We start from the raw sequence: 19,729 nt of genomic DNA, 5'->3' as shown, positions 1-19,729 counted from the left end.
GACAAGGGTCGGACAGGTCCAAGCCGGTGATCCGGTTCAAGTCGGTGATCCGGTCCATGTCGGTGATCCGGTTCAAACAGGACGGACGTCCGAGGCCGGTGCCGGCGGCTCGCCGACGACGTACTCGGCGTACTCGGCGACCGGGGTGAAGCCGAGCCGGTCGTAGAGCTTGTACGCGGCGGTGTTCTCCGCGACGACGTTCAGTGCCACCGTGTCGACGGTCTCCAGCAGCCGCCGGCAGAGCGTCGCCACCACCGTGCTGGCCAGCCCCTGCCCCCGGTACCCCGGAACCGTCGCCACGTTGCCCAACGCGCTCACCCGGTAGCGCGGCGACCAGACGTGCACCCCGGCGACGGCGACGAGTTCACCGTCCCGGCGCAGCCCCACGTAGTGGCCGGTCTCGACCATCCGGGGATCGAACCAGTTTTCCGGATAGGCCGTCCGGTAGAACGCGGTCAGCTCGGGTACGTCGGCCTCGGTCAGCACCTCGCCGCCCGGCGCCACCCGGGCCAGCCGGTCCGGGTCGGTGAGCGCCATCTTCAGGTGCGCCCCGCGCGACCTGACCGGGTATTCCCGGGCCAGCACCGTTTCGCCGCCGGGGGAGAGGTGCGCCTCGAAGTGCCGGGGCAGCACCGGGAGCAGGCCGGTGAGCAGTTCGCTCAGCACCGCCGGTGAGCGGTGCAGCGCCAGCAGCACCGGAGTGGGCCCGCCCTGGTAGAGCAGCGCCACCGCCTCGTCCAGCCGATACCAGGTGGTGTACGGCCAGTAGAAGTCGTCGAGGTCGCCGAGTTCGTACGCGTGCAGGTGGGGGTCGCGGCGCAGCAGGCCGGCCAGCTCGTTCCGGTCGTGGCTGGTCCTGATCATCGTCACCGACGCATCATGGCACAACCGCCGACGGTGCTCCGGAGACCGCCGCCGCCCGTGCCCAGCCGAGCGGCATCGACACCGCTCAGGAGACCGGTGTCGACGCGCCGCTCAGGAGACCGGCGCGGGGCGGGGGGACGGCACGGTCGGCGCGGCAGCGGCGCTGTCCAACTGCCGGCGGGCCTCGTCGAGGAACCCGTCGGCGTACCGCTGCTCCGGGAAGTCGCCGAGATAGCGGGTACGGGTCCGCCACCGGGTCTCGGCCAGCGGATCGCTCTCCAGCAGCCGGCCCAGTACGTCGTCCAGATTGGACATCTGCGAGTCCAGCACGTAGCCCGAGCCGGCCAGCGGGAAGCCCTCGACGAACCGGTCTCCCTCGCCGACCCGGTCGGTGACCGCGTACGGCTTGCCGGAGTAGAGGTAGTCGGAGATCACCGCGGAGACGTCCGAGATCAGCGCGTCGGAGGCGTTGACGCAGTCGACCAGGCTCATCTTCTTCGCCGCGTCGGCGCCGAAGACGTGCCGCCGCCCCGTACTGGTCCGGTGCTCGGCGAGGAGCTGCTCGATCCGGGCGAGCTGCCGGGCCGACGCCGGATTCTGCGAGGTGTACGGGTGGGCCCGGAGGATCACCGTCGCGCCCCGCTCCAACAGCTTGCGGACCAGGGTCTCGCCGACCGGCAGCGAGCAGTGGTCGACGTCGGCGTTGTGCCCGGTCCAGGTCGGCGTGTAGAGCACCACCTGGTCGGCCCGGTCCCGGATCGGCTCCCGGCTGACCGCGATCGACTCCACCTGTGGCCGGCCGACGATGGCGAACTTCTCCCGGGGGATCGTCACGCCGTTGCGGGCGTACCGGTCGATCGCCGCCTGCCCGGCCACGAAGATCCGGTCGAAGATCGCGGAGACCGGGTTGGCGCTCGGCGCCTTGTCGCTGTCGCCGTGGTGCAACTGGATGTGCGTGAGGTGCGCGAACCGGATGCTGTGGCTGTTCTTGGCGCCGTGGTTGACGTAGAACGCCACCCGCAGGCTCGGCACGATCGCCTCGTCGATCGAGCGCGGCGTCGGGCAGACCACCACCGGCGCCCTGGTGGCGGCCGAGATCGTCGGCAGGAAGTTCGGCTCCCGGAGCAGCACCATGAACGGCCGGCCGATCCGCTCCAGGTACGGCAGCCACATCATGACCTGGTATTCCGAGCCGGGCGGCGCGGAGAAGTAGAGCAGGAACTCGGGCTGGTGCCGCCGGAGTGCCTGGGTGACCGCGCTCTGCCCGCCGGAGGGCCGCAGCCGGCGCAGCGCGATCGGCCCGACCGCACCGACCGTGGCACCGGCGCCGACCAGCACGGTGAGTATCAGGGCGGGCCAGACCGGCAGGGTCAGCGCCGCGGTGCCGGCGAGTACGACCAGCAGGACCAGCACCGCCGGCCCGAGCCGGTCGGCGACGAGCAGCGGCGACGACCGTACGCCGAGGTTGGCCGCGCGCACCTCCAGCTCGGCGGCGCCCCGCAGTGGCCGCTCGGCCAGGGTCAGCCCGAGCAGCGCCACTCCGGTGAGCGCCAGCGCCACCCAGTTCAACCGGGCCTCCGGCACCCGGTGGGCGTATCCGACCAGCACTCCGGCGATCAGCAGGACCGGCTCGGCGACCAGGTCGGCGCGGGGATTGACCCGGCGCTCCAGCCAGACCGCGACCGCACCGGCCACCGCCAGGGCGAGGCCCAGCGGCTCGGCCGAGGTGAGGGCGAGGACCAGGAAGGACAGCACGGCCAGGCCGGCACTCAGACACCGGACGGTCAGTTTCCTGACCAGATCGCCACGCATGCGCTTCCTTCCCTGAGACGGATCGCCGGACGGTGGTCCGGCCGGTGCGGAACCTGGCTAGGCGGTGCCGACCCGGGGCGGCGGCACCAGTTCGGCGGAGCGTTGCCGCCCGATCCGGCCGAGCCCGTTCCCCTGGCCGGAACTGTCCGGCTCGGCGTCGTCCGCGTCGGCGGACTGGTCGGTGGGCTCGGCGGCCGGGTCGCCGGGGGAGCGGCGGACGTCGACCACCTGGCCGGTCAGCCCGGAGAGCAGCACGTCCAGCGAGACCCGGGCCACCGTGTCGGCCGCCAGCAGGGTGTGCTCCGGCTCCTCCCCGAACGCCCGGGTCCGCATCGGGGTCGCGGTCCGCTCGGGGTTGACGCAGTTCACCCGTACGCCGCACTCGGACCACTCGTCGGCGAGCGCCTGGGTGAGGTTGACCACGGCGGCCTTGGTGGCGGAGTAGAGGGCGTACCGGGCCCGGCCCCGGGTGTAGGAACTGGAGGTGTAGAGCAGCAGTTGGCCCCGGGTCTGCCGCAGATAGGGCAGCGCCCGCCGGGCGATGTCCACCGGCGCGACCAGGTTGACCTGGAGCATGTGCGCGATGGTCGCCTCGTCCATCTCGGCGAGCGCGCCCATCCGGAGCACCCCGGCGGTCACCACCACGTGGTCGATCCGGCCGGTCGCCTCGAACGCGCCACGCAGCGCGGCGGCGACGTCCTCGCCCCGCTCCACGTGGGTGCCGGTGCTCGACCGGCTGACCGGGAAGACGTCCGCGCCGTAGCTCCGGGCCACCTCGGCCAGCCGCGCTCCGATGCCCTCGCTGCCGCCGAAGACCACCACCGTCCGGCCGCTCAGCTCCTCGACGTACGCCCGCTCGTCCACCAGCCGGGGCGCCTGGGCGGCGGCGAGCTGGAACAGTTTGTCCGCCAGGTGTACGTCGACCGGGTGGGTCACCTTGATGTTCTCGTCCGAACCCTCGATGACCTTGATCGGCACCTCGGGCAGGTAGCGCAGTACCACCCCGCAGTCGTCGGTGGCACTGAACTCCGGATCCTCGGCGGCCAGCGCGTACGCGGCCCGGATGGTGCCCGACCGGAACGCCTGCGGTGTCTGCCCCCGGCGCAGCCGGGACCGTACCGGGATGTCGGTGATGCAGTCGTCCTCGTCCACCTGGATGATCGTGTCGGCGGACGGGATGGCCACGTCGACGGCGGAGTACGTCCAGAGCGCGTTGACGCACTCCCGGACGATCCGGGGGCTCAGCAGCGGCCGGACCGCGTCGTGGAAGAGCACGTTGCAGTCGTCCGGCCCGATCGCGGCCAGCGCCAGCCGGGTGGTGGCGTTGCGGGTGTCGCCGCCCTCGATCACCTGGCTGACCTTGCGGAAGCCGGCCTTGTCGACGATCTGCCGCGCCTCGGTGAGGAAGCCGGGCGCCATCAGCACGATGATCTCGTCGATCTCCGGCGCGGATTCGAAGACCGTGATGGTGTGTTCGAGGATCGGCTTGCCGGCGATCTTGAGGAGCTGCTTGGGGATGCCCAGTCCGACCCGGGTTCCGGTGCCCCCGGCCAGCACCACCGCCACGGTCCGGGCGGGCCGCCACCGCGCGGCGGTGCCCGTGGTCAGGTCATGCGCCATTGCCGATCCTCACTGAGCTACCACTGTTCCGATTAGGGGCTGTCATCGCACCGGTTGGGGGGTCTGACTGTGCCGTGGCGACCGCCGTCCGGCCCGCCCCACAGCCTCTAGGACCCTAGCGCGGCACGACGCCAACCGGTGCCGAGGGATAGTGGTCCACTCGACACCGGCCAGGCGGGTTGGGTTACTTCTTCATGAACTTCTCGTACTCCGGCACTACCAGTCCGGTCGGGCCGTCCGCCCGGATCTCCCCGGACTCCAGCCAGATGGTCCGCTCGCAGGTGTCCCGGATCGTCCCGATTCCGTGGCTGACCAGGAAGATCGTGCCGGCCTCGGCCCGCAGTTCACGGACCCGGGCCTCGCTGCGCCGCCGGAACCGGACGTCACCGGTGGCCAGCGCCTCGTCGATCAGCAGTACGTCGTGCTTCTTCGCCGCCGCGATCGAGAACCGCAGCCGAGCCGCCATGCCCGAGGAGTACGTCCGCATCGGCAGCGAGGCGAAGTCGCCCCGCTCGTTGATCCCGGAGAACTCGATGATCTCCGGGGTGAGCTTGCGGACCTGCTCCGGCGACATGCCCATGGCCAGGCAGCCCAGCACCACGTTCCGCTCACCGGAGAGGTCGTTGAGCAGGGCGGCGTTGACGCCGAGCAGGGACGGCTGCCCCTGGGTGTAGATCGCGCCCCGGTTGGTCGGCATCAGCCCGGCGATCGCCCGGAGCAGGGTCGACTTGCCGGAGCCGTTGCTGCCGATCAGCCCGATCGCCTCGCCCCGGTACGCCGTGAAGCTGACTCCCTTGACCGCGTGCACCTCGCGGACGTTGGCCTGCGGGGCCCGGGAGACGATCCGCTTGAGCGTCGCGACCGGGGTGGTGCCGGAGGCGGCCCCGTGCACCCGGTAGATCAGGTGCACGTTGTCGGCGATGACCGTGGGAATGCGCCGGTCGGCGGTGCTCGTCACGCCGGGGGAGATCTCGTGCTGCTCAACCACGACCGTACTCCTGTTCGCCACGCCAGAAGTAGACATAACCGCCGATGCCGGCCAGCAGGGCCCAGCCGAACGCCAGCAGCCAGAGCCGGGGTGCCGCCGAGGTCAGCGGTGCGTTCTCCAGCAGGGCGTGCCGGACCAACTCGATGTAGACCAGCAGCGGGTTCGCCTCCACGAGCGTCGCCGCCCAGGCCGGCAGGTTCTCGGCGAAGTTGTCCACGCTGTAGAGCACGCCGGAGCCGTACATCCAGGTCCGCATGACGAACGGCATGAGCTGCTTCAGGTCGGTGACCTTGGAACCGAGTCGGGCCATCCCGAGGGCGATCCCGGCGTTGAAGACCGACTGGAGCAGCAGCGCCGGCACCAGCAGCAGCCATTGCAGGGTGATCGGCTCCCCGGTGACCAGCACGATCGCGATCAGCACCACCATCGCCGAGATCAGGCTCTGGAACTGGGTCAGCGTCACCGCGGTCGGCAGGGCGGCCCGGGGGAAGTGCAGCGCCCGGATCAGCCCGAGGTTGCCGGTGATCGACTGGGTGCCACCGAGCACCACCGTCTGGCTGAAGTTGAAGACGAAGAGGCCGACGCAGAGGTACGCGATGAAGTTGTCGATGCCGTTCTGCGTGTTCAGGATGACGCCGAAGATCAGGTAGTAGATCGCCGCGTTGGTCAGCGGGGTCAACACCTGCCAGACCCGGCCGAGGCGGGCGGTGGCGAACATCGCGACCAGCTTCGCGTTCGCGTACGCCGAGATGAAGTGCCGGTAGGACCACAACTGCTTCGTGTAACCGACCAGCGTGGGTCTTTCGCCAGCGACTGTCAGGCCGTACCGGGCGGCGAGTTCTGCCCCGGTCAGGCCCGAGTCGGGATCGGCTACCGCCGTGGGGGCCATAGCTGGGCGCTCCGATCTGTTCGGGCTGCAAGATGGGCGCGACAGGGTGACCGTGGCGGGGGGAAAGGGTGCCAATCGGTCGTCGCTTGCGTGGCAACGTAGTCGATCCTACGTCGGGACGCAACCGTACCGTCCTCGCGCTATATTGGCCGACGTGGCGACCGACAACCGGCGTGCTCCAGCGGGAGCGGCGGTACTCCGAGGGGAGATCACCGACGCGATCCGCCGAGCCGTCATGCAGGAACTCGCCGCGGTCGGCTACGGACGGCTGTCGATCGAGGCAGTCGCGCGCCGGGCCGGCGTCGGCAAGACGGCGATCTATCGCCGGTGGAACTCGAAGCTGGAGCTGGTGCTGGAGATAGTCTCCCGGGTCGCGGGGCAGAGCCTACCGTTGCCGGACACCGGCAGCCTACGGGGAGACCTGGAAGTGCTGCTGCGGATCCTGGCCCGGGCCCTGCGACACCCGCTGGCCTCGCAGATCATCCCGGATCTGCTGGCCGAGGCGGCCCGCAACCCGCAGATCGCCCAGACCCTCGAAGAGGCCCTGCGGGCGAACCAGCGGGACATCGGCATACTGTTGCTCGGCCGGGCGGTCGACCGTGGGGAGCTACCCTCGGGCGCGGATCCGGACGAGGCCGTGGACCTGATCGTCGGTCCGCTCTACTGGCGGCTCGCCGTCGCCCGTACCCCACTCCCGGAGGCGTACCTGCCACGAATGGCCGCCGCGATCGCGGCCGGACTCGGTGCCGACTCCACCCCGACCGCTGAGCGGATCAACTCCAGCCCGACGCGGATCGACTCCACCCCGACCGGTGAGCGGGTCGACGACCCCGCCCCGGCCGACCCGGTGCTGCCTGACCCCGCACTGCCCGACTCCGCTCTGCCCGAACCTGACCCCGCTCTGCCCGACGCCGTGCCGAACGGTGCCGGTGCCGTCCGCCCCTCGTGACATACCCCGCACCACTCGATCCCGCTATCCCGAAACCAGCTAGCATCGCATGCCGATTGCGATCCCCCCATCGACAGGAGGATGCCCATGGCCGGGCAGAACGCAGACCTGATCCCGCCCGCGAAACCAGTCATCGGAGACGCCGAGGTCGAAGCCGCCGTCCGGGTGCTGCGCAGCGGCCGGGTGGTGCAGGGCCCGGAGGTGGCCGCGTTCGAGGAGGAGTTCTCCGAGCTGGTGGCCGGCCGGCACTGTGTCGCGGTCAACTCGGGCACCTCGGCCCTGCACCTGGCCCTGCTGGCGATGGACCTCGGCCCGGGTGACGAGGTGATCGTCCCCTCGTTCTCCTTCGCGGCCACCGCCAACGCGGTCCGGCTGGTCGGCGCCGTGCCGGTCTTCGCGGACATCGAGGCCGGCAGCTTCTGCCTGGACCCGGCCGCGGTGGAGGCGGCGATCACCCCGCGGACCAAGGCGATCATGCCGGTGCACCTCTACGGCCACCCCGCCGCGATGGACCGGCTGATGCCGATCGCGCAGCGGCACAACCTGGCCGTGATCGAGGACGCCGCCCAGGCGCACGGCGCGGCGCTGGCCGGCCAGCCGGTCGGCTCGTTCGGCATCGCCGGCTGCTTCAGCTTCTACCCGACCAAGAACATGCACTCCCTCGAGGGCGGCATGATCACCACCCCGGACCCGGAGTTCGCCCGTACCCTGCGGCTGCTGCGCAACCAGGGCATGGAGCAGCGGTACGCCAACGAGATCGTCGGGGCGAACATGCGGCTCACCGACGTGGCGGCGGCGATCGGTCGGGTGCAGCTCAAGCAGCTCCCGGAGTGGACCGAGCAGCGGCGGGCGAACGCCAAGTTCCTCGACTCCCGGATCACCGGTGTCCTCACCCCGCCGGTGGCCGACGCGGCGCGGCACGTCTACCACCAGTACACGGTGCGGGTGTCGGGGGACCGGGACGCCGCCCAGCAGAAGCTGCTGGAGCAGGGGGTGGGGAACGCGGTCTACTACCCGACCCCGATCCACCGGCTCAAGCCCTTCCTCGACGCCGACGGCAAGCCCGGCCCGTGGGAGCTGCCGGAGACCGAGCGGGCCGCCCGCGAGGTGGTGTCGCTGCCGATCCACCCGTCGCTGACCCAGCACCACCTGGAGCGGATCGCGGACGCCGCCAACAGCCTGGCGGGCGCCCGATGAGCGAGCGTTGCGAGCGAATCATTCGGCACAGTGCGGTCGTGTCTCGTCGGGCCGGCGAGCGAAGCGAGGCGGGCCGATGAGCAACCAGGGAGGGGGTACGTTGCGGGCCGGGCTGATCGGGCTCGGCGCGATGGGCCGGAACCATGCCCGGATCCTGTCCAACCTGGACGGTGTGCGGTTGGTCGCCGTGGTCGATCCGGCCGGTGACTCCACCGGCGCGCTCGGCGTGCCGGTGCTGTCCACGGTCTCCGAGCTGATCGACATGAAGATCGACTATGCGGTGGTGGCCTGCCCGACCGCGCTGCACGAGCCGGTCGGCCTGGAGCTGGCGGCCAACGGCGTCAGCGCCCTGATCGAGAAGCCGCTGGCCCAGTCGGTCGACGCGGCCACCCGACTGGTCGAGGCGTTCGAGGCGGCTGGCCTGGTGGCCGGCGTCGGGCACATCGAGCGGTACAACCCGGCGTTGCAGAACCTGCGGCTCCGGCTGGAGGCGGGGGAGCTGGGCGAGGTCTTCCAGGTGGTCACCCGCCGGCAGGGCCCGTTCCCGCACCGGATCGCCGACGTCGGCGTGGTGATGGACCTGGCCACCCACGACATCGACCTGACGAGCTGGGTCACCGGCCAGGAATACACCTCGGTGTCGGCCCGTACGGTGTCGCGCAGCGGGCGGCTGCACGAGGACATGGTGGCCGCCGTCGGCCAACTCGCCAACGGCACCATGGTGAACCACCTGGTGAACTGGCTGAGCCCGCTCAAGGAGCGGTCGACGGTGATCACCGGTGACCGGGGCTGCTTCGTCGCGGACACGCTCACCGCCGACCTGACCTTCTACGCCAACGGCGCCATCGACACCGAGTGGGAGGCGCTGCGGGCGTTCCGCGGCGTCGCCGAGGGCGACATGGTCCGGTACGCCATCCCGAAGCGTGAGCCGCTGCTGGTGGAGCACGAGCGGTTCCGGGATGCCGTGGAGGGCAAGGAGAGCGACATCGTGACGCTGCGCCAGGGTCTCCGTACGGTGCACGTCGCCGCCGGACTGTTGGAGTCGGCCACGGCGGGCGTGACAGTATCCGTGGCGCCGTCGGCGTCGACCAGCGCCAGCGCGTCTACTGTGGACGTTCCTGCTTCCGTCTGACCGACCGTCGGGAAGGGCTTACATGAACAACGAGGGCAGCGCGCCACCGCCCGGGCGTGGGCGCGTGGTGATGCTCGTCGACAACGGTGTGCAGGGTGACTCCCGCGTACAGAAGCAGGCCCGGTCCGCCGCGGCGGCGGGCTGGGACGTCACCCTGGTCGGGATCTACAGCAACTCGTCACCGCAGCAGACCTGGACCATCGGGGAGGCGGCGGTCCGGCTGGTCACGGTGCCGCGACCGCTGGGGCAGCACCCCATGAACCACCGGCGGTCGCCGCGCCGCCCGCTGGCCTACCGACCCGGCCGCTACTCGGCGCAGCGGATCAACGCCATCAAGGCATGGCAGCGGGACATCCAACAGCGGCGGGCGGTGCTGGCGGCGGCCCGGCGGTCCGGTGGCGGGCAGGCCGGATACCTGCTCGGCAACCTGCTGCTGCTGCCGTCCCGGGTCGTCGGCAAGTTCCTCGCCCGGTGGGCGAGGTTCCGGGGCGGCGAACTGCACCGGCTCCGCCAGGGCCAGCAGGATCCGAAGACCCTGCTCACCCGGCTGTCGATGGGCTTCTGGCAACGCACGATGGGTAACCGGAGCTGGCGGCGGCTGGACCCGGGGCTGTGGGACTTCGAACTCGGGTTCGGGCCGGTGGTCGACTCGCTGAAACCCGACATCATCCACGCCAACGACTTCCGGATGGTCGGTGTCGGCGTCCGGGCCGCACAGCGGGCCCGGGCCCGGGGACGCGACGTCAAGGTCGTCTGGGACGCGCACGAGTACGTCGCCGGGGTGACCGGCCGGGCGGACAACCCACGCTGGCTTCCCGCCCAGATCGCCTACACCGCCGAGTACGCCCCACAGGCCGACGCCGTGGTCACCGTCTCCGCCACCCTGGCCGAGTTGCTCCAGCAGGTGCACAAGCTGCCGGAGCGCCCGGAGGTGGTGCTCAACGCCCCGTCCGGCTCGTCCGCCGAGGGCCCGGCCGACCAGCCGGTGCCCGATCTCCGCGCGATGTGCGGGATCGGGCGGGAGACGCCGCTGCTGGTCTACTGCGGCGGGGTGAACCCGTCGCGGGGCGTGGACCTGATGGTCGAGGCGCTGCGCGAGCTGTCCGACGCGCACATCGCACTTGTCACCCTGCATCCGAGCGCCAACAACGCCCCGTCGGAGGCGTTGCATGCCCGAGCCGTGGAACTCGGCGTCGGCGACCGGGTGCACCTGCTGCCGTACGTGCCGCACTGGCAGGTCTCCGCGTTCCTGGCGACGGCGAACGCCGGGGTCATCCCGATCCTGCACAAGCCGAACCACGAACTCGCGCTGATCACGAAGTTCCTCGAGTACTCGCACGCCCGGCTGCCGATCGTGTGCAGCGACGTCCGCACCATGGCGGAGACCACCCGCTCCACCGGGCAGGGCGAGGTGTTCCGGGCCGGTGACCTCGCCGACTACCTGCGGGCGGTCCGGACCGTACTCGCCGATCCCGACCGCTACCGAGCCGCGTACGACCGGCCGGGCCTGCTCGAGAACTGGACCTGGGAGGCGCAGGCGGAGGTGCTCGACGGCGTGTACCGACGGTTGCGGCCCGACGTCGCTCCGGTGGTCAGGGCGCCGACACCGCTGGAGGTGGTAGCGGCTTCCTGACTGCCCCCACAGGATGGCGGAGGGCGCTTAAGATACGGGCTCGCCACGGTCCACCGTTGGCATTCCTGCTGACTCCAATGAGGACACGTGCGCCGTTTTTCCCGCCGAGCTGCCCTCGGCCTCCTCACCGCTGCCCTGCCGTTGGGCACGTTGACGTCTGCCGAGGCCGCATTGCTGCTGACATACCGGGGCGAGGTGGTGAAGCCCGAGAACAAGCTGCCCGGCACGACCGCCTGGCGGCCCGCGGGCGAGGGCCCCCGCGACGCCGACGACCCGGCACCGCAGATCCAGGGGTACGCCTCGGCGACCAGCGTCCCGCACGGCGGGAAGATCGACTTCCACGTCGCGGTCGGCTCGCCCCAGCGCCTCACCATCGCGATCTACCGGCTCGGCTGGTATGCCGGCGACGGGGCCCGGCTGATGCTCACCACCGAGCCGCTGCCCGGCGAGGTCCGCTCCGTGCCACCCGCCGACCCCGTGACCGGGACCATCGAGTGTCACTGGCCGGTGACCTGGAGCCTGTCCGTGCCCGCCGACTGGCTCTCCGGGGTGTATCTCGCGGCCTTCGTCGGCGCGGACGGGCAGACCGGGTACACGCCGTTCGTGGTACGCGACGATCGGCACCTCGCGCAGCTCTGCGTCGTGATGCCGTTCTCGACGTACCAGGCATACAACCTGTGGCCCCGGGACGGGCGTCGGGGCAAGAGCCTCTACTACGGCTACCCCGCGCCGGGTGTGCCGATGAGCTACGAGTCCCGGGCCGTCCGGGTCTCCTTCGACCGTCCGTATTCAGGGATCGGCTGGCCGAAGCAGTTCGACCGCGACCACGACTTCGTGCAGTGGGTCGAACGGCTCGGTTACGACGTCACGTACGCGTCGACCATGGACCTGCACACCGGTCGGCTCGACCCGGGACGCTACCGGGGACTGGTCTTCTGCGGTCACGACGAGTACTGGACGGCGGAGATGCGGCGGGCGACCGAAAGGGCCGTGGACCAGGGAGTGAGCCTGGCCTTCCTGGCTGCCAACAACGTGTACTGGCAGATTCGGCTGGGCCAGTCGAGTGACGGCCGGGCGAACCGGGTCGTCACCTGCTACAAGACCGATCCGGATCCAGAACCTGGGCTCGACGGCCGGGTCTGCACCACCAAGTGGCGCGACGTCCGCCCGGGGGGTGAGGACGCCGAGCAGCGGCTACTCGGGGTGCAATACAACGGCATCATCGCAGCCCCGCAACCACTCGTGGTGCGTGGCGCCGACCACTGGTTCTGGGGCGGTTGCAAGGTGGCCGACGGCGATCTGCTCCCACGGCTGGTCGGCGGTGAGGCCGATGGGTTCGACCCGGCGATGCCGGTGCCGACCGGGGTCGACGCCACCGTGCTCTCCGCGTCCCCGTACCCGCAGCGGAACGGTTTCTGGCTCGAACAGAACACCCATCTCTACGAGACCTCGCAGGGTGCCGTGATCTTCGACGCGGCGACGCTGCACTGGACGCTGGCGCTCAACCGGCGGGGTTTCGTCAACCAGAAGGTGCAGGTCGCCACGCGGAACCTGTTCGACCGGATCGTGCGCCAGCCGTCGAAGGCGAGCGGGTAACGGCGGGCGGCGGCGGCCGGTCGTCCGACCGGCCGCCGCGACGACCGACTGGCTAGCCGACCGGATCGGCGAGCGGGATCCGGAGCAGCTCGTCGAACTGCCGTCCGGAGGCATCCCCGCCCCAGGTGGCCAGGGCCTCCGCTGCGGCGGCGGCACCGTTGTCCCGCCAGCTCTGCTCGGTGGCCGTCAGGTCGAGGATCCTCCGGACCGCCTGCTCCGGGGTGTCGGCCACCCACTCCGCCGGGACGAGCGTCCGGACTCCCCGCGCCGTGCCGGAGAGGATCGGCCAGTTGCGGAGTATCGGTGTGGCGCCGCTGGCCGCACCCTCGATATGTGCGTGGTGGAAGGTCTCCCGGACCGGGCTGCCCAGGATCACGCCGATCCCGGTCAACGCCTCCGGCACGTCCGCCACCTGTTCGACCCGGGTCACCGCCCCGGACCGTTCCAGCTCCGCCAGCTCAGCCAGGATCTCCTCGTGGTAGCGCCGGACCGAGGCGCCCGGTGGTGGAGTCAGGTCGTCGCCGCCGACGAACAGCCGGTAGCGCGGGTCGGTGGCCCGGAGCCGGCGGAGCACCTCGACGGCCCAGCGGGCGTCGACCGAGTTCGTGCCCAGCAACCCGAGGGTGTAACGGGCGGCGGGGTCCTTCGGGCGCTGGTGGGCCCGCAGGTCCGGCGCGTCGCCGACGACCGACAGCTCCGGTGCCTGGTCGGCACGCAGCCGTGGCAGCATCGTGGTGGCCAGGTCCAGCAGGTCGGTCGAGGAGAGGACCAGCTCGTCCACCCTGGAGAAGTCGGTGAGCTGCGGCCAGGGGCCGAGCAGCTCGAAGTCGGGCAGGCAGACCACGATCCGGGTATCGCCCGGGTCGACCAGCGTCATGGCGGCAGCCGCCTCGGCGCGGTCCGCGACCGCGATGTCGGCCCACTCCAGATGGGGCCGCAACCACTCGCGTACCCGGTTGCCGTACTCGCTGGAGCCGGCGAGCAGGTGACCGAGCTGCGCCGCCGGGTCGGTCCTGAACGGCCCGTCTCCGACATCCTCGCCGAGGTCGACGTACCGGACGTGTACGTCGGGACGGCCGTCGTACCGCTGCCGGAGCGCTCCGGCGGGATGTCCGGCGCCGTTCGTCAGGATCAGCAGATGTAGTGGCCGGTCCGTCGGCGGAGTCGCGGCGGCCTGCGCCCGGCCCTGTGCCGCGGCGAGGGCACGGCCGGTGGCGCTGTCCCAGAGCGGCGCCAGGAACTCCGCGGGGTTTTCGGCGAGCGGGGACGTCGGCTGCTCGAAGTGCACCACCCGGTGGAACAGCAGCTTCATCGCCCGGTGGGCCGCGTGGGCCGCCTTCAGGGTGCTCTTCTTGCGGAGCATCTCGTCGGCGACGGCCAGCTCGGCGGCGACCGCCTCGCGGAGGCAGACCGGGACGTGACCGATTGCCAGTTCCCAACTGGCCTCCCGGTTCAGCAGGGTGGCCCGGGCCCGGGGGTCTTCGAGCCTGGCGGCAGCCGCGGCCGAGGCGGCAGCCGCCTGCTGGGGCCGGTCCGCCTCCACCGTGCGCTGGTGCACCCGGTATGCGACAGCGGTCCGGATCCGGTCGGGCAGGGCCGGTGCCGCTACTGCGGTGCGCCAGAACCAGGCCCCGGCGCCGCTGCGCATCACGGCCGGAGCCATCCCGATCCGCATGGCCCGGCGGGCCCGGCTCGTCGCGTTCCGCCGGGTGCCGCGTACGACGATGCCGGTCCGGGTCGCGACCGTGTCCCGCAGGCCACGCTTTGGCCGGGGCACCCCCGCGAGCCGGGCCTGTACCGCTCTGGCGGCCGGGCCCACCCCGTGACAGGCGTCCGCGTCGGGCCGCCGGTGCCCCATCTCCCACACCGCGTACACGGCCATCATGTCCATCGACACCAGCACGTCGGCCTCGTGGACCCACTGCCGGACCACCCGGTCGTGCCAGGCCCGCACCCAGACCGCGCGAGAGCCTTCGATTCCACCCATGGCCCGGCGCAGCCGGTCGTCCGGCTCGGTCTCCCGGAGTCCACGCAGCTCGGCCAGGGCCGGGTCGAGCGAGATCCGGCTCAGGTCGAAGTCGACGATCAGCCGGACCCGTACGCCCTCCCGCCGGAATCGCTCCAGGGCGTCGGCCAGCACCGAATCCTGCCGTGGTGCCGTGCCCGCGACGATGAGCACGTTGATCATGGAAGTTGCCTGCCTCCGGTCGGTCCGGTGATGGTCGGTGTGCCGGCGGCGGAGGCGCCCAGGGCCAGTCGGGCGGCCTCGGTGACGGCGGGGGCGAGCAGGGCGCCTCGGGCGAAGCGTTCCGCGTGGGCTCGGGCGGCGGCCCGATCGGCGTCCGTGGCGTCGAGCGCGAGCCTGGCCGCCTCGGAGAACGCCGTCGCGAGCCGCTCCACGTCCAGCCCGACCGCCCCGGTCCAGAGTGGATGCCCGGACAGGATGTTCACGGCGTCGTGGTCCACGTCGTGGGCCGACATCACCGGTAGCCCGCTGGCGGCGTACTCGTAGACCTTGCCGGAGGTGACGTACTGCCCGCCGACCAGCATCAGGACCAGAGCGTCCCAACGCCCGAAGACGTCGACGACCTCGGCCTTCGGCACCGGCCCGCCGAACTCCACGTCGTCCCGGGCCGCCGCGCCCAGCAGTTCGCTGTGCGCGTTCGCCTCGCGCAGCGCACCCGCGCCGATGTGCCCGCGCACCTCGAACCGGCTGCGGGCGAGCACCGGGTCCGTGCGCCGGGCCATCCGCCAGGCGGTGAGCACCGAGTCCAGCAGCGCGGGAGCGAAGTTGATCGAGCCCAGGTAGCCGAAGGTGAGTCCGGCGGCGGGATCCGGCCGGTGCGGCACGGACGGGATGGAGTCGCTGTCGAAGCCGTTGCGGACCACCCGGACCCGGTCGGCCACCACCGGATAACGGTCGCGGTAGAACCGCGCGATCGGTTCGTTGACGCACCAGACCGCCTGGGCCTGTTCGAGTACCCGTTTCTCCCACTGACCGGCGGGGGACTTCTCGGTGAACGCCGTCTCACCGCTGATCACGTCGACCGACCAGCCGTCCCGGAAGTCCACCACGTACGGCACCCGGTGCTCCTGCCACAGTTGCCACGTCGCGGCGAGGTTGACGTACGGTGCGCAGGTCGTCATGAGCAGGTCGGCGGCGTGTGCCCGGTGTTCCCGTACGACCGCCTTCTCCAGGGCGTACCGCCAGCCGCCGAAGGCCGGCTCCGGGAAGACCTTGAGTTCCTGTTTGCGCTGCCGCTCGATCCACTCGCGCGGGCGGAGCGCTCTCGCCTCGGAGAAGTTGCGGATGTCGGTTTCCAGGTCCGCGCGCATGAGCGGCAGCTCGACCACCTTGATCCGTGGGTCGACCCCCTCGGAGAGGGTGTGGTCCAGCCCGTACTCCCGCTCCCACGCCTCTTCGCAGATGGTGATGACGGTGACGTCCCAGCCGATCGCGCAGAACTGGTTGGCGGTCTCGCGCAGTCGGTACGCCGAACTCTTCGCCGCGGGTGGAAACCCGATCGCCAGGTAGATCACGTGTGGCCGGGCACCACGGCGTGGCCGGGAACGGACGGCGCGGGTCAGTTGACTGAGCGAGGACGGTATCGGGTTTGGCATCGCGCTATTGCCGATCTTTCCGGGGACGGGTCTTTCCGGGGACGGGCTGGTCGAGGGGCCTGTGCTGGGCCGATCAGATCGGCGTGCCGGTGAGTGCCTCCACCACCCGCCGGGCCGCCTGCCCGTCGCCGTACGGCGCGTTGCGGGCGGCGGTGGGCATGGGGCGGGTGGCGATCTCCACCCAGGCGTCGGACGGCAGCTCCAGCGGATGCGGGACGAGTCGGTTCCAGTCCCCGTCGAGGGTCTCCGGCCACTCGGTCTCCGGGCGCAGCGTGGTGCACGGGCGACCGAGCAGGTAGGCCTCCTTCTGAAGGCCACCCGAGTCGGTGACGACTCCCGCCGAGCCGAGGACCACGCTCACCATGTCCGCGTACGGCAGGGGGCGCCCGATCCGGATCGCGCCCCGGGCCAGCTTCACGCCGTATTCGTCGGCGCGCGCGACGAGTCGCGGGTGGGCGAGCAGGGCCACCGGCAGTGGCAGGGTGGCCAGCGCGTCCACCAGCGTGGCGAGGCGCGCGGGATCGTCGGTGTTCTCGGCGCGGTGCACGGTGGCGAGCAGGTACGGGTGGCGGGCGTCGATGCCGTCCGGCAGCGCGGCCGGACGCTGCTCCCCGGAGAGTATCGAGTCGCGGACACTCTGGCAGACATCGACCATGACGTCGCCGACCAGGATCGAGCGCTCGGCCAACCCCTCGGCGGCCAGGTGCCGCATCGCCTCCTCGGTCGGCGCGAGCAGCAGGTCGGCGGCGTGGTCGGTGAGCACCCGGTTGTGCTCCTCCGGCATCACCCGGTTGAACGACCGCAGTCCGGCCTCCAGGTGCGCCACCGGCAGGTGCAGCTTCACCGCGCTGAGCGCACCGGCGAGGGTCGAGTTGGTGTCCCCGTAGACCAGCACCCAGTCCGGTCGCTCGGCCTCGAGTACCGGGTCGAGCGCGGCGAGGGTTCGGCCGGTCTGTACGCCGTGCGTGCCTGATCCGATGCCGAGGTGTACGTCCGGTTGCGGGATGCCGAGTCCGGAGAAGAACACGTCGGAGAGGTCTGCGTCGTAGTGTTGGCCGGTGTGCACGATGACGTGGCGGTGCTCGGTTCGCGCGAAGGCACCGGCTACCGGTGCCAGCTTCACCAGTTGGGGTCGGGCCCCGACGATACTTACAACCTTCACGTGGTGATACTCCAGGTTGTCTACGGGAGACGCGGGCGACCGGCTGTGCCGGCGAACCCCACCGCCTGTGGTGGCGGTTGAAAGTCTAGTCGCGCCCCTGTGTGGATCGGTGGGGCGGCGGGGTCTCGGCGCATGGTACGCGAACGGGGTGCGGAGTCCTGATCGCGACCGGGTCCGGCTTTTTCGGTGGGATCCGGGGAGATCGTCCCCGGCGTCGTGTTACGGCTGGTCAAGGCGCCTGTCGACGGTATTGACCGGTGCCACCCGCCGAATTCCGGGAGCCGATACCGGTGCGACTGTCCGGAGTTCCCACCCATGCACCCGAACTGTCCGTGAGTGCCTGGTCACACGGCTGCTCTGGATGCCGCCTCGACGGTTTGCCGGTGCTTTGCTCGCTGTGGCAGACTGCGACGCGCTCGTCGCCAAGGGATAGCCGTCGAACGCCAGTATCCAGGGGGCCTTGCCACAATGATCCTTGATCCTCCGCCGGCGCGGGTGACCTGGTTCGGGGTCGGGCGATGAGTCTGGGACGCACCATGGTCCGATCGGTTCGCCGGACGGCGGCCCGCTCGGCAAAGGTCGGACTGCGCTGGACGGCATCGCCGGCGGTCGTGCGCTCCCGGGTGGGGTCCGGATTGTGGGGAGCGGTGCTTTCCACCCCTGGCATCCCCGAGCGCGCCCGGGTCCGGCTCGCGGACCAGGTACACGCGAGTCTGTTGCGGGCGGGCCGGCCGGACCAGGCCGTTCGGGCCTCGCGGTCCGCGCTGCGCCGGATCGGCAACCGCCGGCTCCGGGCCGACCTGCTGATGCGCCAGGTCGGTGCCGAACTGGAGGCCGGCACACCGCCCACGCTGCCCGCCGCGGTCTCCGCCGAACTGGCGTTCGCCGACAGCCTGCTGGCGAAGGGCAACGTCCGGGCGGCGGCCAACTCCGTGCAGACGGTTCACCGGCAGTTGTTCCATCGGCGGCTCCAGTTCGACCGCATGTCGTCGCCGCTGGCCGACGACGCGGCGGGTTTTCTCGCGCAGTGGCACGCGAGTGCCACCGTCAAGGCGCTGTCGGCGCCCAGGGGTCGGAGCGGCGTCGCGGGACCCGCGCCGAGCGGCCGGCCGCTGCGGCTACTGATCGCCACGTACGGAAACCACGGCTTCCTCAACCTCATCCGGCGACACTTCGAGCAGTTGCCGGACGTCGAGGTGCGTTTCCTGGATCCGGGCGAGGACGGCATCCACGTCCCACTGCTGAACAACAGCCGGGCGATGATCGAGCACATCCTGTCCGGTCGGTCGACCTTCGGCGACCGGGTCGAGGAGTGGCTCGGCCCGCAGGTGGAGTGGGCCGACGTCGTCTTCGTCGACTGGTGCGCGGCGCTGGCGGTGCTGTTCACGATGGTGGACCCCGGGTCGACCCGGGTCGTCGTCCGGCTGCACAGCTTCGAGGCGTTCGCCCACTGGCCCCATCTGGTCGACTTCTCGCGGGTGGACGACGTCATCTTCGTCTCCGACCATCTGCGGGATCTCTCCGTCGCCGCGATCCCGGCGTTGACGTCGGCGGGATCCCGGCTGCACGCGATCAGCAACGCGATGGACCTCTCCTCGTACCGGCGTGCCAAGCACCCGGACGCGCGGTTCACCCTGGCGGTCGTGGGGATCAAGGCCGTTGCCAAGGACCCGGGCTGGGCGGTGCAGGTCCTCCGGCACCTGCGGGCGTACGACGACCGATACCGGCTGGCCCTGTACGGCCACGACCTCAACGCGGATGCGAGCCCGGACGCCCGACGGTTCTGGGACGAACTGCTGGCGGAGATCGCCGACCTCGAGGCGGCAGGTGCGGTGGTCCGGATGGGCCAGACCGACGACATGCCGGAGGCGTTCCGGGAGGTCGGGGTCATCGTGAGCAGTTCGGTCCGGGAGAGCTTCCACTGTGCCCTCGTGGAGGGTGCCGCCAGCGGGGCGGTACCAGTGGTCCGGGACTGGCCGTTCTTCGCCGGCTGGGCGGCGAGCGCGCGCAGTTTGTTCCCGGCCGACTGGGTGGTCGACTCTCCGGCGGAGGCCGCCGAGCGGATCCGTTCGCTGACCGCCACCGAGGAGGTGTGGCGGGAGGCCGGCGAAGCCGCCGCGACGCACGCCGTCGCCACCTGGGACTGGGAGATCGTCAAACATCAGTTCGATGAGGTCGTGTACGGTATGGCCGTCGCGGCGCCGGGTGGAGGCCCGAGCAGCGCGAAATAGCGCGTCAGCCAACTTTCTTTATGCACAGCGTGGGC

At 71.1% G+C, this 19,729-nt stretch carries 13 protein-coding genes and 1 pseudogene; 6 read left to right on the top strand and 8 right to left on the bottom strand.

Features of this window, described 5'->3' with window-relative positions; all coding sequences use genetic code 11:
- Positions 1-72: 72 nt before the first annotated feature.
- The 5 genes from Pma05_RS02490 to Pma05_RS02470 form a co-directional block, all read right to left on the bottom strand.
- A complete protein-coding gene (locus tag Pma05_RS02490; RefSeq protein WP_203855814.1) occupies positions 73-864 on the bottom strand; it encodes a GNAT family N-acetyltransferase in 792 nt (263 codons plus the stop codon).
- 111 nt (positions 865-975) lie between these two features.
- Positions 976-2,676 carry a CDP-glycerol glycerophosphotransferase family protein gene (locus Pma05_RS02485; protein ID WP_203855600.1) on the bottom strand — a complete coding sequence of 567 codons (1,701 nt, stop codon included), beginning with the start codon at positions 2,674-2,676 and terminating at the stop codon, positions 976-978.
- Between the two features lie 57 nt (positions 2,677-2,733).
- Entirely contained in the window at positions 2,734-4,296 is a 1,563-nt protein-coding gene (locus Pma05_RS02480; protein ID WP_203855599.1) for a bifunctional cytidylyltransferase/SDR family oxidoreductase, read from the bottom strand.
- Positions 4,297-4,480: 184 nt separating this feature from the next.
- The gene (locus tag Pma05_RS02475) at positions 4,481-5,284 is read right to left on the bottom strand and encodes an ABC transporter ATP-binding protein (protein WP_239311558.1); all 804 of its coding nucleotides are present in this window, start codon (positions 5,282-5,284) and stop codon (positions 4,481-4,483) included.
- The gene (locus tag Pma05_RS02470; protein ID WP_203855597.1) at positions 5,277-6,173 is read right to left on the bottom strand and encodes an ABC transporter permease; all 897 of its coding nucleotides are present in this window, start codon (positions 6,171-6,173) and stop codon (positions 5,277-5,279) included. The genes Pma05_RS02475 and Pma05_RS02470 overlap by 8 nt, the downstream gene beginning before the upstream one ends.
- A 154-nt stretch (positions 6,174-6,327) precedes the next feature.
- Between Pma05_RS02470 and Pma05_RS02465 the strand changes: the two are divergent.
- From Pma05_RS02465 to Pma05_RS02445, 5 genes and pseudogenes are all read left to right on the top strand, one after another.
- A pseudogene (locus tag Pma05_RS02465) lies at positions 6,328-6,933 on the top strand (TetR/AcrR family transcriptional regulator); the annotation flags it as partial.
- Between the two features lie 276 nt (positions 6,934-7,209).
- Positions 7,210-8,319: a DegT/DnrJ/EryC1/StrS family aminotransferase gene (locus Pma05_RS02460; RefSeq protein WP_203855595.1), complete on the top strand. Its 1,110-nt coding sequence runs from the start codon at positions 7,210-7,212 to the stop codon at positions 8,317-8,319.
- Between the two features lie 76 nt (positions 8,320-8,395).
- On the top strand, positions 8,396-9,451 hold the full coding sequence (locus Pma05_RS02455) for a Gfo/Idh/MocA family protein (protein ID WP_203855594.1): 1,056 nt from the start codon (positions 8,396-8,398) through the stop codon (positions 9,449-9,451).
- A 22-nt stretch (positions 9,452-9,473) separates the two neighbouring features.
- Positions 9,474-11,084 (top strand): glycosyltransferase family 4 protein, encoded by a 1,611-nt coding sequence (locus tag Pma05_RS02450; protein ID WP_203855593.1) that lies wholly within the window; start codon positions 9,474-9,476, stop codon positions 11,082-11,084.
- Positions 11,085-11,171: 87 nt separating this feature from the next.
- A complete protein-coding gene (locus Pma05_RS02445; RefSeq protein WP_203855592.1) occupies positions 11,172-12,680 on the top strand; it encodes a N,N-dimethylformamidase beta subunit family domain-containing protein in 1,509 nt (502 codons plus the stop codon).
- A gap of 52 nt (positions 12,681-12,732) precedes the next feature.
- Here the strand turns inward: Pma05_RS02445 and Pma05_RS02440 are convergent, their stop codons facing one another.
- The 3 genes from Pma05_RS02440 to wecB all read right to left on the bottom strand — a co-directional run bounded on the left by Pma05_RS02440 (position 12,733) and on the right by wecB (position 17,463).
- Complete coding sequence (locus tag Pma05_RS02440) at positions 12,733-14,868, bottom strand: glycosyltransferase family 1 protein (protein ID WP_203855591.1); 2,136 nt, start codon at positions 14,866-14,868, stop codon at positions 12,733-12,735.
- Positions 14,865-16,220: a glycosyltransferase gene (locus tag Pma05_RS02435; protein WP_239311557.1), complete on the bottom strand. Its 1,356-nt coding sequence runs from the start codon at positions 16,218-16,220 to the stop codon at positions 14,865-14,867. The genes Pma05_RS02440 and Pma05_RS02435 overlap by 4 nt, the downstream gene beginning before the upstream one ends.
- 154 nt (positions 16,221-16,374) lie before the next feature.
- The gene (gene wecB / locus Pma05_RS02430) at positions 16,375-17,463 is read right to left on the bottom strand and encodes a non-hydrolyzing UDP-N-acetylglucosamine 2-epimerase (RefSeq protein ID WP_203855589.1); all 1,089 of its coding nucleotides are present in this window, start codon (positions 17,461-17,463) and stop codon (positions 16,375-16,377) included.
- A 647-nt stretch (positions 17,464-18,110) separates the two neighbouring features.
- Here wecB and Pma05_RS02425 point away from each other — a divergent pair.
- Positions 18,111-19,694 carry a glycosyltransferase family protein gene (locus tag Pma05_RS02425; RefSeq protein WP_239311556.1) on the top strand — a complete coding sequence of 528 codons (1,584 nt, stop codon included), beginning with the start codon at positions 18,111-18,113 and terminating at the stop codon, positions 19,692-19,694.
- Positions 19,695-19,729 lie beyond the last annotated feature (35 nt).

Origin of the sequence: Plantactinospora mayteni, assembly GCF_016862935.1 — a bacterium.
GTDB lineage: Bacteria > Actinomycetota > Actinomycetes > Mycobacteriales > Micromonosporaceae > Plantactinospora > Plantactinospora mayteni.
This window is presented reverse-complemented; position numbering and strand designations above follow the sequence as displayed.

Coding starts and splice junctions, on each gene's coding strand:
- Pma05_RS02490 (WP_203855814.1), bottom strand. CDS start 864: ATGATCAGGACCAGCCACGACCGGAACGAGCTGGCCGGCCTGCTGCGC.
- Pma05_RS02485 (WP_203855600.1), bottom strand. CDS start 2,676: ATGCGTGGCGATCTGGTCAGGAAACTGACCGTCCGGTGTCTGAGTGCC.
- Pma05_RS02480 (WP_203855599.1), bottom strand. CDS start 4,296: ATGGCGCATGACCTGACCACGGGCACCGCCGCGCGGTGGCGGCCCGCC.
- Pma05_RS02470 (WP_203855597.1), bottom strand. CDS start 6,173: ATGGCCCCCACGGCGGTAGCCGATCCCGACTCGGGCCTGACCGGGGCA.
- Pma05_RS02460 (WP_203855595.1), top strand. CDS start 7,210: ATGGCCGGGCAGAACGCAGACCTGATCCCGCCCGCGAAACCAGTCATC.
- Pma05_RS02455 (WP_203855594.1), top strand. CDS start 8,396: ATGAGCAACCAGGGAGGGGGTACGTTGCGGGCCGGGCTGATCGGGCTC.
- Pma05_RS02450 (WP_203855593.1), top strand. CDS start 9,474: ATGAACAACGAGGGCAGCGCGCCACCGCCCGGGCGTGGGCGCGTGGTG.
- Pma05_RS02440 (WP_203855591.1), bottom strand. CDS start 14,868: ATGATCAACGTGCTCATCGTCGCGGGCACGGCACCACGGCAGGATTCG.